The sequence below is a fragment of the Streptomyces sp. NPDC050535 genome (assembly GCF_044457665.1).
Classification (GTDB): Bacteria; Actinomycetota; Actinomycetes; order Streptomycetales; family Streptomycetaceae; genus Streptomyces.
Genome location: NZ_JBITHE010000002.1, coordinates 296086 through 309362, shown reverse-complemented (window position 1 = coordinate 309362; position 13277 = coordinate 296086). Strand labels below are relative to the sequence as shown.

10 protein-coding genes and 1 pseudogene are annotated in these 13277 nt (G+C 70.5%); 5 read left to right on the top strand and 6 right to left on the bottom strand.

Annotated features, from left to right (window positions below; all coding sequences use genetic code 11):
- Positions 1 to 4: 4 nt before the first annotated feature.
- The 4 genes from ACIBLC_RS06345 to ACIBLC_RS06330 form a co-directional block, all read right to left on the bottom strand.
- Positions 5 to 949: a carbohydrate ABC transporter permease gene (locus ACIBLC_RS06345; RefSeq protein WP_399209560.1), complete on the bottom strand. Its 945-nt coding sequence runs from the start codon at positions 947 to 949 to the stop codon at positions 5 to 7.
- A gap of 6 nt (positions 950 to 955) precedes the next feature.
- On the bottom strand, positions 956 to 2293 hold the full coding sequence (locus ACIBLC_RS06340) for an ABC transporter substrate-binding protein (protein ID WP_399209559.1): 1338 nt from the start codon (positions 2291 to 2293) through the stop codon (positions 956 to 958).
- Positions 2294 to 2362: 69 nt separating this feature from the next.
- Positions 2363 to 3574: an ROK family transcriptional regulator gene (locus ACIBLC_RS06335; RefSeq protein ID WP_399209558.1), complete on the bottom strand. Its 1212-nt coding sequence runs from the start codon at positions 3572 to 3574 to the stop codon at positions 2363 to 2365.
- Between the two features lie 330 nt (positions 3575 to 3904).
- Positions 3905 to 5005: a mechanosensitive ion channel family protein gene (locus ACIBLC_RS06330; RefSeq protein WP_399209556.1), complete on the bottom strand. Its 1101-nt coding sequence runs from the start codon at positions 5003 to 5005 to the stop codon at positions 3905 to 3907.
- Between the two features lie 273 nt (positions 5006 to 5278).
- Between ACIBLC_RS06330 and ACIBLC_RS06325 the strand changes: the two genes are divergently transcribed.
- The 4 genes from ACIBLC_RS06325 (at position 5279) to ACIBLC_RS06310 (ending at position 8842) form a co-directional block, all read left to right on the top strand.
- Positions 5279 to 5815 carry an HNH endonuclease gene (locus tag ACIBLC_RS06325; protein ID WP_358819353.1) on the top strand — a complete coding sequence of 179 codons (537 nt, stop codon included), beginning with the start codon at positions 5279 to 5281 and terminating at the stop codon, positions 5813 to 5815.
- A 331-nt stretch (positions 5816 to 6146) separates the two neighbouring features.
- On the top strand, positions 6147 to 6404 hold the full coding sequence (locus ACIBLC_RS06320) for a hypothetical protein (protein ID WP_399209555.1): 258 nt from the start codon (positions 6147 to 6149) through the stop codon (positions 6402 to 6404).
- Positions 6405 to 8534: a 4-alpha-glucanotransferase gene (gene malQ / locus ACIBLC_RS06315; RefSeq protein WP_399209554.1), complete on the top strand. Its 2130-nt coding sequence runs from the start codon at positions 6405 to 6407 to the stop codon at positions 8532 to 8534.
- A 59-nt stretch (positions 8535 to 8593) separates the two neighbouring features.
- Positions 8594 to 8842, top strand: coding sequence for a hypothetical protein (locus ACIBLC_RS06310; protein ID WP_399209553.1), 249 nt, complete (start codon positions 8594 to 8596; stop codon positions 8840 to 8842).
- Positions 8843 to 8958: 116 nt separating this feature from the next.
- Here ACIBLC_RS06310 and ACIBLC_RS06305 read toward each other — a convergent pair whose 3' ends face one another.
- Complete coding sequence (locus ACIBLC_RS06305; protein ID WP_399209552.1) at positions 8959 to 9459, bottom strand: MarR family winged helix-turn-helix transcriptional regulator; 501 nt, start codon at positions 9457 to 9459, stop codon at positions 8959 to 8961.
- 194 nt (positions 9460 to 9653) lie between these two features.
- On the opposite strand from ACIBLC_RS06305, the pseudogene ACIBLC_RS06300 reads away from it, so the two are divergent.
- A pseudogene (locus ACIBLC_RS06300) lies at positions 9654 to 10589 on the top strand (EamA family transporter); the annotation flags it as partial.
- Between the two features lie 17 nt (positions 10590 to 10606).
- Here the strand turns inward: ACIBLC_RS06300 and pepN are convergent.
- Positions 10607 to 13192 carry an aminopeptidase N gene (gene pepN / locus ACIBLC_RS06295; RefSeq protein ID WP_399209551.1) on the bottom strand — a complete coding sequence of 862 codons (2586 nt, stop codon included), beginning with the start codon at positions 13190 to 13192 and terminating at the stop codon, positions 10607 to 10609.
- Between the last annotated feature and the right edge of the window lie 85 nt (positions 13193 to 13277).

The window sequence follows — 13277 nt, the reverse complement described above, 5'->3', positions numbered from 1 at the left end:
GGTGTCAGTCACCTGCCTGGATGAGACCGCCCCGGCGCCGCATCAGGAACGCGGTGAACACCATGGACAGGGCGAACAGCACCAGCGCGACCACACAGGCGGAGCCGTAGTCGAAGCGCTGGAAGCCGAGGTTGTAGACGAGCTGGGGGAGGGTGAGCGTCGACTTGTCGGGATAGCCGGGTTCGAACTGGGTTCCCGCGCCCTGGATGACGCCCGACGCGACCTTCCCGGCGATCAGCGGCTGCGTGTAGTACTGCATGGCCTGGATCACGCCGGTGACCACCGCGAACATCACGATCGGCGAGATGTTCGGCAGGGTCACGTACCGGAACCGCTGCCACGCCGACGTGCCGTCCAACTCCGCCGCCTCGTACTGCTCCTTGGGCACGTCGAGCAGCGCGGCCATGAAGATGACCATGAGGTCGCCGACGCCCCACAGGGCCAGCATGGTCAGGGCCGGCTTCGACCAGGACGGGTCGTTGAACCAGCCCGGCGCCGGTATCCCGATGCCTTCCAGGATCGAGTTGACCGGCCCCGTACCGGGGTTGAGGAGGAACGCGAAGGCCATCGTGGCGGCCACCGGCGGGGCGAGGTAGGGCAGGTAGAAGAGGGTCCGGAAGACGCCCGTGCCGGTCCTGATCTTCGTGATCAGCAGGCCGACCCCGAGTCCGAAGAGGACCCGGAGGCCGACCATGACGACGACGAGCCAGAGGGTGTTGCGCAGGGCGGGCCAGAAGAGCGGGTAGTTCTCGAAGACGTAGGCCCAGTTCTTCGTTCCGACCCAGGTCGGCGGCTTGAAGCCGTCGTAGTGCATGAACGAGAAGTAGACCGTCGAGAGCAGCGGGTAAGCGAAGAAGACCGTGAAACCGATCAGCCAGGGCGACATGAAGGCGGCCGTTTTCAGCGCCGCCCGGCGGCGCTTGGCGCGCAGTGTGTAAGTGGCGCTCATCGCGGGCTACTTGGCCTGAGCGATGTCCGTGTCGATCTGCGCGGCGGCCTTCTTCAGGCCCGCCTTCAGATCGGATTCCTTGCCGCTCTCGTAGTCGTATCCGAACTGCTGGATCGTCACGAGGTACGTACCGCCGTTGATGGACGCGGGAGTTGTCGTCGAGTCCGGGTTCGACGCGATGTCCAGGAACGTCTTGAAACGCGGGTCGTACTTCAGCTTCGGCGACTTGAGGGCGGCGAGCGTCGAGGGCACGTTGTGGATGGCGTTGGCGAATCCGACCACGGCGTCGGTGTCCGTGGTCATGTACTTCACCAGTTCCCAGGCCGCGTTCTGCTTCTTGCTGGTGGCGGCGACGCCCGCGATGGTGCCGGTGATGTAGCCCTTGCCGTACTGGTCCGCCTGGTCGTCGGGGACGGGCAGCGGCGCGACGCCGATCTCGAAGCCGGGCTTGGCCTCCTCGGCCATGCCGAGCCGCCACTCGCCGTCCAGCTGCATGGCGACCTGGCCGGTGTGGAAGGGGTGCTTGGGGCCCCACTCGTCACCGAGCTTGGAACGGTACTTCTCCAGCTTCTGATAGCCGCCGAGTTCGTCGACGAGCTTCTTCTGAAGCGTGAAACCGGCCTCGAAAGCGGGGTCCTTGGCGATGTTCGACTTGCCGGACGAGTCGAAGTACGTCGGCGAGAACTGCCCGAAGTAGTGCTCGGTCGTCGACTCCCAGCCGTGGTAGTTCGGCATGAAACCGAGCTGGGAGAAGCTGTCGCCCTTGGACTTGGTCAACTTCTTGGCGTCGGCCTCGAACTCGGACCAGGTCTTGGGGGGACTGGTGATGCCCGCCGCCTCGAAGGCGGTCTTGTTGTAGTAGAGCCCGTAGGCGTCGCCGAGCAGCGGGACCGTGCAGCGGTTGCCCTCGAACTGGGTGTACTCGTTCATGGCCTTCGGGAAGGTCTTCTCCGGGTCGATGCCCGCCTTCTCGAAGAAGGGATTGAGGTCGACGAAGGCGCCCGACGAGCAGAACTTGCCCACGTTGTTGGTGGTGAAGGACGAGACGACGTCGGGGGCCTTGCTGCCGCCCGCGCGCAGCGCCTGGTTGACCTTGTCGTCCGTCATGTTGCCGACGACGTTGACATGGATGTTGGGGTGCGACTTCTCGAAGCCCGCGACCAGGGTCTTGACGCCCTCGACCTCGCCGGGCGCGCTCCAGGCGTGCCAGAAGTTGATCGTGGTGTCCTTGGAAGCGTCGTCGTCCGCACCGGATTCGGTGGAGCCGGTACAGGCGGAGACGAGGAGGGCTATGGAGGCGGAGGCGGCGAGCGCGGCAGCCGCCTTTCGGGACATTCCGGGCATGGCGAGGTCTCCCTAGGGCAGGGCGGGGCTGGACTGGGCGGTGGTGAGGCCGGAAACGGGCTTACGGGTTCAGCGGGAGGTGTCGAAGACCTCGTCGCGGGTGGCTGCCAGGGCGCTCTCCAACGCGCCGCGCAGCACGGGGTGTTCGTGTACGTCGCCGATCACGAGGCGCGGCCGGGACGGGGCCAGCTCCTCCAGTTCGGCCTGGACCAGCGCGCGCAGGGGTTCGCCGCCCGCGGTGAGCGAGGAGCCGCTGAGCACGACGAGTTCGGGGTCGAGCACGGAGACGAGCGAGGCCAGACCGGTGGCGAGCCCGGTCGCGTACGTCTCCAGAAGCTGCCGGTGGGGGCCCTCGTTCCGGGCGGCGGCCTGCTGGACGAGGGCGGCGGCGACCTCGGCGTACGGACCGTGGGGTACGGGCCGGATGCCCAGCTCTCGTGCCAGTTTGGGGATGGCCTGCGAACCGGCCAGCTCCTGGTAGCCGCCGCTGTTCGCCTTGGTCACCTGCCGTACGAGCGGCGCGCCCGGGACCGGCAGGAAGCCGACCTCGCCCGCGCCGCCGGTCCAGCCGCGGTGCAGCCGCCCGCCGAGGACGAGGGCGGCGCCGAGTCCCCCCTCGTTCCACAGGAGTACGAAGTCCTCGTGCCCCCGTGCCGCACCGAGCCGCTGCTCGGCGATGGCGACGAGGTTGACGTCGTTCTCGTACTCGACGGGCATGGGCAGCGCGGCCGCCAGCTCGTCGAGAATGCCGGGGGAGTGCCAGCCGGGCAGGTGCGAGGCGTAGCGCAGCCGGCCGGTGTTGGGGTCGAAGGCGCCGGGCGTCCCGATGACGACCCGGCGTACGTCGTCCCTGGCGAGCCCCGCCGCCTTCACCGCGCCGTCGAGCGCGTCGGTGACCTGGCGTGCGACGGACTGGGCGGGACGGCGTCCAGGGGTGAGCAGTTCGTACTCGCCCACGGTCCGCCCCGTGACGTCCGCGACGGCGGCGAGGATGCGCTCGGGGGTGACGTCCAGGCCCGCCGCGTAGGCCGCGCCTGGATTGACCACGTACAACTGGGCGCTGGGGCCCGGGCGTCCCTCGCTGGTTCCGGTGGCGAGGACGAGTCCGGCCGCTTCCAGGCGGGCGAGGAGCTGTGAGGCGGTGGGCTTGGACAGCCCGGTGAGCTTGCCGATCCGGGTCCGCGACAGCGGGCCGTGCGCGAGCAACAGGTCCAGCGCGGCGCGGTCGTTCATGGCGCGCAGAACGCTTGGAGTACCCGGCGTGCCCGCGGATCCTGCCATGTGTGTCGCCACCTGCCTTTCAGCCGCTCAGCTTCTCAGCGTGGGCGCCGCGAAGTCCACTGGAAGATCATTGTTAGGAAGGTTTCCTATTGATGGGAGGAAAGTAAGCCGCGGTCAACGGGGGCGTCAATAGCGGCCGCCGGTGGCAACGAACTCGTTACCTGCGAATGGCTGAGGGCGCCCCTGGACATGGGGGCGCCCTCGTGGGTGGGCTGCCCGACCGGGTGACCGTGCGGCCGTGCTGTGTTCGGGCGGTGGGCCGGGGACGGCGCCGGGGGCGAGGCCGGGGCCGGGGCCGGCGCCGAGGCCGGGGATCGGCGGTGGGGCCGGCTACTTCGTCACGTTCGACGGGGCCAGCGGGGAAGCCGCCTGGGACTGCGGGGACGTGGAGGAGGCATAGGCGGACGGGGCCGCCATGCCCGCGGTCGGGTCGGCGGCCGAGGGCTCGCCGTCCGGCTGGACCGGGAGGCCGCCGACCATGCGGATGTCGGCGGCGTCGAAGGCCCGCTTGATACGCCAGCGCAGTTCGCGTTCGACGCTCAGCGCCTTGCCGGGCATCGTCTTCGCCGAGACGCGGACGACCATCGAGTCGAGGAAGACGTTGTCGAGGCCGAGGACCTCGATCGGGCCCCAGAGCCGCTCGCTCCAGGGCTCTTCCTTGCTCATGGCCTCGCCGACCTCGTGCAGGACGGACTGGACTCGGTCCAGGTCCTCCGAGGGGCGGACCGTGACGTCGACGCCGGCCGTGGCCCAGCCCTGGGAGAGGTTGCCGATGCGCTTGACCTCGCCGTTGCGGACGTACCAGACCTCGCCGTTGTCGCCGCGAAGCTTCGTCACGCGCAGGCCGACCTCGATGACCTCGCCGGAGGCGACGCCCGCGTCGACCGTGTCCCCGACGCCGTACTGGTCCTCCAGGATCATGAAGACGCCGGAGAGGAAGTCCGTGACGAGATTGCGGGCGCCGAAACCGATCGCCACGCCCGCGACTCCCGCCGAGGCGAGCAGCGGCGCCAGGTTGATCTCGAAGGTGCCGAGGACCATCAGCGCGGCCGTGCCCATGATCACGAAGGACGCGACCGAGCGGAGCACCGAGCCGATGGCCTGGGAGCGCTGGCGGCGGCGTTCGTTGTTCACCAGGAGGCCGCCGAGCGCGGTGCCGTCCACCGCCTGAGCGGTGGAGTTCATGTGCTCGATCAGCTTGCTGATGGAGCGCCGTACCACCACCCGGAGCACGGCCGCGATCACCACGATCAGCAGGACCCGCAGGCCGATGCTGAGCCACGTCGACCAGTTCTGCTCGACCCAGCTCGCGGCGTTCGTCGCGCTTTCCTGAGCGTCCTGGAGCGTTGCGGTCGCCGGGTTCGTCGCCGAGGACGAAGGAGAGGGGGAGGGCGACGGCGTAACGGCGGCCAATAGGACGGGCAAGGACACGGCAGGTACCTCCAGGCGTAGCTGTCCGCCCGCGGCAGGGACATATGGGGGACACCGATCGGGCAGAACCACCACACTAACGGGGCATTGTGTGTCGATCGTCGCGATGTTCAGGGGAGAGGCCCTACTCACCTGGGGATGTGGAGAGGTGTGGTCGAAAACACTCCCAGCCCGTTACCGGCACATGGTGGCGCTTCCACCAGGCGTTCGGGGACACTGGCCACAGATCGTCCCGGCGCGAGCCACGCGCCGCCGGCGTACAAGGAGGCATCCGTGCCGCACGTCCTGGTCCTCAACGCGTCGTACGAGCCGCTCGGCGTCGTACCGCTCCGCCGCGCGCTCGTCCTCGTCCTGGAGAACAAGGCTGTCAGCCTCGAGGAATCCGGCGCCTTCATGCACAGCGCGACCGTTACTGTCCCCGCACCCAGCGTGGTCCGGCTGAAGAGGTTCGTACGGGTCCCTTATCGGGGGCCCGTTCCACTTACGCGTCGCGCGCTCTTCGCCCGCGACGGCGGCCGGTGCATGTACTGCGGTGGCGTCGCAACCAGCGTCGACCACGTCATCCCGCGCTCCCGCGGAGGTCAGCACGCCTGGGACAACGTGGTGGCGTCCTGCCGCCGCTGCAACCACACCAAGGCCGACCGCCACCTGGTCGAGATCGGCTGGCGCCTGCGCCATAAACCCGCCCCGCCGACGGGGCTCGCGTGGCGCATCATCGGGACCGGACACAGGGACCCGCGCTGGCTGCCATACCTCCAGCCGTACGGCGCGGACGACGCGATGGCCCGGATCGACGGCATCTCCGCCTGAGATCCGGGCCTTCGTCTTGCCCTGTTCCGGCTCCCCGGAAGGCCCCCCGTGCCTCCCGGGGGAGCCGCAACAGGGCAAGTTTCGCCGTGTGCGGGGAGACTGTGCGAAATGTCACGCCTGGCGTGGTTTCCGCCGAGTGTGTGGGTCGGCGTCGAGAGTGGCCGAAATCGCCAGTCTGTACGAGTCTTGAGAGGTCCCCGGGGAGCGGAATGTGACCACTGCCATGTTGTCCGTCCGTGTACGTCTGCCGTCGCGCCCGCTGGGTAGGGCTGCCGGTGACCCGCCGGGGCTCGAGAGGCCCTGGGCCGCCGTACGACGACAAGGAGCCCTCGTGGCCGCATCGGCACACCTTCTGCTCTCGGCCCTCTCCAAACACGAGGCGGAGCTGTCCGACGACCTGGAGCGTTCCTGTCCGCGCGAGGACCCGCCGCTGGGTGTCCTCAGCGCCGAGGGCAGCAGTGCCGAAACGCCGTTGACCAGCGAACCCCCGCTCCCCGACGCCGAACCGCTGACCAGTGAGCCGCCGCTGGCCGACGCGGCGCACCTGACGAGCGAGCCCACCTCCACCGGCGCCGCGTCGGGGGTCTAGATGGCAAGGCCCGCGGACCCGCCCCCCACGCCGCTGTCCCGGCTCGCCGGACTGCACGGCGTCGGCACCTCCTACCACCCGTCCCCGGACCGCACGGTCGCGGCCTCGGACACCGCCGTCGTCGCGGCCCTCGCGGCGCTCGGCGTCGACGCGACCACGCCGGAGGCCGTCGCCGCCGCCCTCGCCTCCGGGGAGACCGCGGCACGGGACCGGCTGCTGCCGCCGACGGTGGTGAGCTGGGGCGGCGAAGTACCCGGGGAACTGACCGGACTGCCGGACGGCACCCGCGTCCGCATCGACACCGAACAGGGCGAGACCCGCGCGTCCGCGGAGCAACTCCCGCTCGGAGTGCACACGTTGCACGCCACCGCCCCCGACGGCCGCACCGCCGACGCCCACCTCGTCGTGGCCCCCGCCCGGCTGCCCGCGCCGCCCGGACGCACGTACGGCATCCTCGTCCAGCTCTACTCCCTCCTCTCCCGCCGCTCCTGGGGCATGGGCGACCTGGGCGACCTCGCCGAGCTCACCGCCTGGGCCGGCCGGGCGCTGGGCGCCGGATTCGTGCAGGTCAACCCGTTGCACGCGGCCGTGCCCGGCACCCCCACCGACCCCTCCCCCTACCGGCCCTCCTCCCGCCGCTTTCCCGACCCGGTGCATCTGCGGGTCGAGGACGTCGCCGAGTTCGCCTACGTCGACGACCAGGAGCAGCTTCGTACGCTGCTGGAAGGTGCCGCGCGGCTGCGTGAATCCGTGCTGCGCAAAGGCGAGTTGATCGACCGCGACGCCGTGTGGGAGCTCAAGCGCGCGGCGCTGGAACTGGTGCACGAGGTGCCCCTCGGACCCGGACGGCGGGCCGCGTACGTCGACTTCCTCGCCGAGGAGGGCGAGGCGCTGGAGGACCACGCCACCTGGTGCGCGCTCGCCGAGGTGTACGGCTCCCGGTGGCAGCAGTGGCCGATCGGTCTGCGCGACCCGCGCTCGCCCGAGACCGCCCGTGCCCGGGGTGAGCTGATGGACCGCGTCGACTTCCACAGCCGCCTCGCCTGGCTCACGGACGCCCAGCTCGCCACCGCCCAGCGCTCCGCGCGCGACGCGGGCATGCCCGTCGGGCTGGTGCACGACCTCGCCGTCGGAGTACATCCGGACGGCGCCGACGCATGGGCCCAGCAGGAGTACTTCGCGGCCGGCATGTCGGTCGGCGCGCCCCCGGACGCCTTCAACGCGCGCGGCCAGGACTGGGGCCTGCCGCCCTGGAGACCGGACCGCCTGGCCGAGTCGGGCTACGCCCCCTACCGCCGCCTGCTGCGCGCCCTCTTCCGGTACGCGGGCGCCCTGCGCATCGACCACGTCATGGGGCTGTTCCGGCTCTGGTGGGTCCCGCAGGGACAGCCGCCCACCGAAGGCACGTACGTCCGCTACGACGCCGAGGCCATGCTCGCGATACTGGCTCTGGAGGCCTCGCGCGCCGGGGCGCTGGTGATCGGCGAGGACCTCGGCACCGTCGAACCCGGGGTGCGCGAGAGGCTGCACGAGCGCGGGGTGCTCGGCACGTCGGTGCTGTGGTTCGAACGGGACTGGGACGGCGACGGACAGCCCCTTCCCCCCGAACTCTGGCGCGCCGACTGCCTGGCCACCGCCACCACCCACGATCTCCCCTCCACCGCCGCCCGGTTGACCGGCGAGCACGTCGAACTCCGTGACCGGCTCGGCCTGTTGACCGGCACGCTGGACCAGGAACGGGCCGCGGCCGCCGCGGAGACGGGGGAGTGGCTGGCGCTGCTGGCCCGGCTCGGACTGCTCCAGGGCGCGACCGGCGGGTTCTCGTCGGTCTCGGAGGAGGCCGAGATCCAGGCCGTGCACCGGTTCCTGCTGCGCACCCCGGCCCGGCTGGTCGGCGTCTGGCTCCCGGACACGGTCGGCGACCGCCGCCCGCAGAACCTGCCGGGCACCTGGGACCAGTACCCGAACTGGCGGCTGCCCATCGCCGACGCCGAGGGGCGGCCGGTGACACTGGAGGAACTGGCGGCCTCGCCCCGGCTGCACGCGCTGATCGACGTACTGCGGACCCGTACGGGAACCGGCGGGGAGGCCGATCCCGACACGGCCGGCGATGTGGACGGGAGCCGCTGAGACCTCCGTACGGCACCCCCGGGCGCGCGGCCCGCCCGGGCGTTCGCTACGTTGGCACCGTGGACAAGAAGAACGCCCTGCGCGCCGGCGCCCTGGCTGCCGGTACGACGCTGATGATGCTGCTCATGACGTCTCCCGCGCTCGCGATCAGCCGCGACGACGGTGACGACCCCGGTCCGGGCCTGAGCGTGATCGACACGCTGGGACTCTACGTCGCGGCCCCGATCCTGCTGTTCGCGGTCATCGCCGGCCTCGTGATGGTTCTCGACAAGTCCGACAAGAACCTGGGTCGGGGCAAGGCGGGCTAGGTCCGCTTCCTCTCGTCCCCAACTCCAAGTTCGTGATGCGTTTCCGTCGAGGGAGTCCGCGCACCCGGTAGGGTCCGCCGACTCCCTCGACGCGTTTCCCGGTCCCGGCGTGCCCGCTAGGAGCCCGGCGAGCCCGCCAGCAACCGGCGGAGCAGCTCGGCCAGTTGGGCGGCCTGCTCGTCGTCGAGCGCGGAGAGGGCTTCCGTCTGGACGGCGAGCCCCGCGCCGACGGCCCGGTCGATCAGGCGCAGGCCCTCGTCGGTGAGCGTCACCTGGAGTCCGCGCCGGTCGTGCGGGTCGGGTGAGCGGCGCAGCAGGCCCGCGCGCTCCAGCTTGTCGAGGCGTCCGGTCATGCCGCCCGTGGTCATCATGAGCGTCGCCGAGAGCTGCCGGGGCGAGAGCGTGTACGGGGCGTCCGAGCGGCGCAGGGTCGCCAGTACGTCGAACTCGCCGCGCGAGATGCCGAAGGGCGCGTAAGCCTTCTCCGTGCGGTCGCCCAGTGCGCGGGAGAGCCGGTAGATCCGGCCGAAGACCTCCATCGCCGCGGTGTCGAGGTCGGGCCGCACCGAGGCCCACTGCTCGATGATCGCGTCGACGGGGTCCCTGGGCGTGTTCATGGGGTGAGTATCCGTCGCGGGTCGGTCGGTCGCAAGAAAGTAGCTTGATGGCAAGTTGCTTGGTGCAAAGTGGCTTGACGAAAAGTACCTTAGGGCTAAGCTACTTGCTATTGACCTGCTTTTGCCGACCTGCCTCTGCCGGCCAACTTCTGCCGGTCTGCTTCGAACGGCCCCTATTGCGAATCGGATGCCCCATGGCCGCGAACCGCCCCGCCCCCGCCCTCCTCATAGCCCTCACCGCCCTCGCCCCCATCTCCTGGGGCAGCACCTACGCCGTCACCACCGAGTTGCTGCCGGCCGACCGGCCGCTGTTCACCGGGCTGATGCGAGCGCTGCCCGCCGGGCTGCTGCTCCTCGCGCTGGCCCGGGTGCTGCCGCGCGGCATCTGGTGGGGGAAGGCGGCGGTGCTGGGCGCGCTGAACATCGGGGCGTTCTTCCCGCTGCTGTTCCTCTCCGCGTACCGGCTGCCCGGCGGTATGGCGGCGGTCGTCGGCTCGATCGGGCCGCTCCTGGTCGCCGGGCTCTCGGCGCTGCTGCTCGGCGACCGCCCGACCCTCCGTACGCTCCTCACCGGTATCGCCGCCGCCCTCGGAGTCAGCCTCGTCGTCCTGGAGGCGGCGGGCGCGCTCGACCCGGTGGGCGTGCTCGCGGCGCTCGCCTCGACCGCGTCGATGTCCACCGGCACGGTGCTCACCAAACGCTGGGGGCGCCCGGACGGCGTCGGCCCACTGGCGCTCACCGCCTGGCAGTTGACGGCCGGCGGGCTGCTGATCGCGCCGCTCGCCCTCGTCGTCGAGGGCGCGCCGCCCGCGCTGGACGGCCGCGCGGTCGGCGGATACCTGTATCTCGCGCTGGCGAACACCGCGGTCGCGTACTGGCTCTGGTTCCGCGGAATCGGCCGGCTCACCGCCACCCAGGTGACCTTCCTCGGCCCGCTCTCACCGCTGACCGCGGCCGTGATCGGCTGGGCGGCGCTGGGGCAGACCCTGACACCGGTGCAACTCGCGGGCATGGCGGTGGCGTTCGGGGCGACGGTGTTCGGGCAGCTGGGGACGAAGAGGGGCGCCCGGCGCAACGCCGGACGCCCCCGGTCACGTACGACCGACTACGGCGGAGCAGCGTCCGCGCCGCAGTCTCGTACGACCGACTACGACGCGGCGGCGTCCGCCGCCTGTGCGCGCAGGGCCCGCTCCACGCCCGAGCGGGACTCCGAGATCAGCCGGCGCAGGGCCGCGTTGGGCTCCGCGGAGGCCAGCCAGGCGTCCGTCTTGGCGAGGGTCTCCTCGGAGACCTGCACGGACGGGTAGAGGCCGACCGCGATCTGCTGGGCGATCTCGTGCGAACGGGAGTCCCAGATGTCCTTCACCACGGCGAAGAACTTGTCCGTGTACGGGGCGAGCAGCTCGCGCTGGCCGGTCTGCACGAAGCCGCCGATCACCGCTTCCTGCACGGCGTTCGGGAGCTTGTCGGACTCGACGACCTGGGCCCAGGCCACCGCCTTCGCCTCCTCGGTGGGACGCGCGGCCCGGGCGGTGGCCGCGTGCCGCTCACCCGCCGCCGTCCTGTCCCGGTCGTACTCGGAGGTGATCTCCGCCTCGTCGTAGCGTCCGACCGCCGCGAGCCGGCCCACGAACGACCACCGCAGCTCGGTGTCGACGGCGAGGCCCTCGATGGTCTCGCGGTCCTCGAGCAGGCCCTCCAGGAGGTCGAGCTGCTCCGGCGTACGGGCGGTCGACGCGAAGGCACGCGCCCAGGCCAGCTGGTGGTCGCTGCCGGCCTCGGCGGACCGCAGGTGGGCCAGCGTCGCGTCCGTCCAGCGGGTCAGCAGGGCCTCGCGGGCGTTCGGGTCGGCGTACAGCTCGATCGCCAACTGCACCTGACGCTGGAGCGACTGCACGACACCGATGTCGGACTCCTTGCCGATGCCCGACAGGACGAGCGACAGGTAGTCGCGGGTCGCGAGCTCCGCGTCGCGCGTCATGTCCCAGGCCGAGGCCCAGCACAGGGCGCGGGGCAGCGAGGACTCGAAGTCGCCCAGGTGCTCGGTGACGAAGGCGAGGGAGTCCTCGTCGAGGCGGACCTTGGCGTACGACAGGTCGTCGTCGTTGAGCAGGAAGACGTCCGGGCGACGCTTGCCGACCAGCTCCGGTACGGCCGTCAGGTCGCCGTCCACGTCCAGCTCGACGCGCTCGTCGCGCAGCAGCTTGCCGCTGTTCTCGTCCAGGCTGTAGAGCCCGACGGCGATGCGGTGCGGGCGGAGCGTCGGCTCACCCTTGGCGCCGGCGGGCAGGGCCGGCGCCTCCTGGCGGATCGCGAACGACGTGATGACACCGTTCGCGTCCGTCTCGATCTCCGGGCGCAGGATGTTGATGCCCGCGGTCTGAAGCCACTTCTGCGACCAGGTCCGAAGGTCACGCCCGCTGGTCTCCTCCAGCTTGCCCAGCAGGTCGCTGAGCCGCGTGTTGCCGTACGCGTGCGCCTTGAAGTACGCCTGCACACCGCTGAAGAACTCGTCCATGCCGACGTACGCCACGAGCTGCTTCAGGACGCTCGCGCCCTTGGCGTAGGTGATCCCGTCGAAGTTGACGAGCACGTCGTCCAGGTCGCGGATCTCCGCCATGATCGGGTGCGTGGACGGCAGTTGGTCCTGCCGGTACGCCCAGGTCTTCATGGAGTTGGCGAACGTCGTCCAGGAGTGCGGCCAGCGCGAGTCGGGGGCGTACGCCTGGCAGGCGATGGAGGTGTAGGTGGCGAACGACTCGTTCAGCCACAGGTCGTTCCACCACTCCATGGTCACGAGGTCGCCGAACCACATGTGCGCCAGCTCGTGCAGGATCGTCTCCGCGCGCACCTCGTACGCGGCGTCGGTCACCTTGGACCGGAACACGTACTGGTCCCGGATCGTCACCGCGCCCGCGTTCTCCATCGCGCCCGCGTTGAACTCCGGCACGAAGAGCTGGTCGTACTTCTTGAACGGGTACGCGTAGGCGAACTTCTCCTGGAACCAGTCGAAGCCCTGCCGGGTGACCTCGAAGATGGCGTCCGAGTCGAGGAACTCGGCGAGCGAGGGACGGCAGTAGATACCGAGCGGAACGGTCTGCCCGTCCTTCTCGTACACGCTGTGGACGCTGTGGTACGGGCCGGCGATGAGGGCCGTGATGTACGTCGAGATCCGCGGCGTCGGCTCGAAGACCCAGGTGTCGTCCTTGGGCTCGGGCGTCGGCGAGTTGGAGATGACGGTCCAGCCGGAGGGCGCCTTCACGGTGAACTGGAAGGTGGCCTTCAGGTCGGGCTGCTCGAAGGACGCGAAGACGCGGCGGGCGTCCGGGACCTCGAACTGGGTGTAGAGGTAGGCCTGTTCGTCGACCGGGTCGACGAACCGGTGCAGTCCCTCACCGGTGTTGGTGTAGGCGCACTCCGCGACGACACGCAGGATGTTGCGGCCCTCCAGCAGGCCCGGGAGCGCGATCCGCGAGTCCTTGAAGACCGCGGCGACGTCCAGCGGGTCGCCGTTCAGGGTGACCTCGTGGACGGCCGGGGCCACCAGGTCGATGAAGGACTCCGCGCCGCTGTCGTCGCCGCTCTTGTCGACATCGAAGCGCACCGTGGTCACGGACCGGTAGGTGCCGCCCTCCTGCGCGCCGGAGAGGTCGAGATCGATCTCGTACGAGTCAACGGTGAGCAGCTTCGCCCGCTGCTGCGCCTCTTCGCGGGTCAGGTTTGTGCCAGGCACGCGGTCATCTCCTCGTTATGGGTGGGTTGCGCCATCCTTCCACGGGAGCCACGCGGAACGCGATGTCCGTTTACCGCCGGAGAAC

Bases quoted from the DNA above. Each gene is read 5' to 3' on its own strand.
- ACIBLC_RS06335 (WP_399209558.1), bottom strand. From the start codon at position 3,574: ATGGCAGGATCCGCGGGCACGCCGGGTACTCCAAGCGTTCTGCGCGCC.
- ACIBLC_RS06345 (WP_399209560.1), bottom strand. From the start codon at position 949: ATGAGCGCCACTTACACACTGCGCGCCAAGCGCCGCCGGGCGGCGCTG.
- ACIBLC_RS06340 (WP_399209559.1), bottom strand. From the start codon at position 2,293: ATGCCCGGAATGTCCCGAAAGGCGGCTGCCGCGCTCGCCGCCTCCGCC.
- ACIBLC_RS06305 (WP_399209552.1), bottom strand. From the start codon at position 9,459: ATGAACACGCCCAGGGACCCCGTCGACGCGATCATCGAGCAGTGGGCC.
- malQ (WP_399209554.1), top strand. From the start codon at position 6,405: ATGGCAAGGCCCGCGGACCCGCCCCCCACGCCGCTGTCCCGGCTCGCC.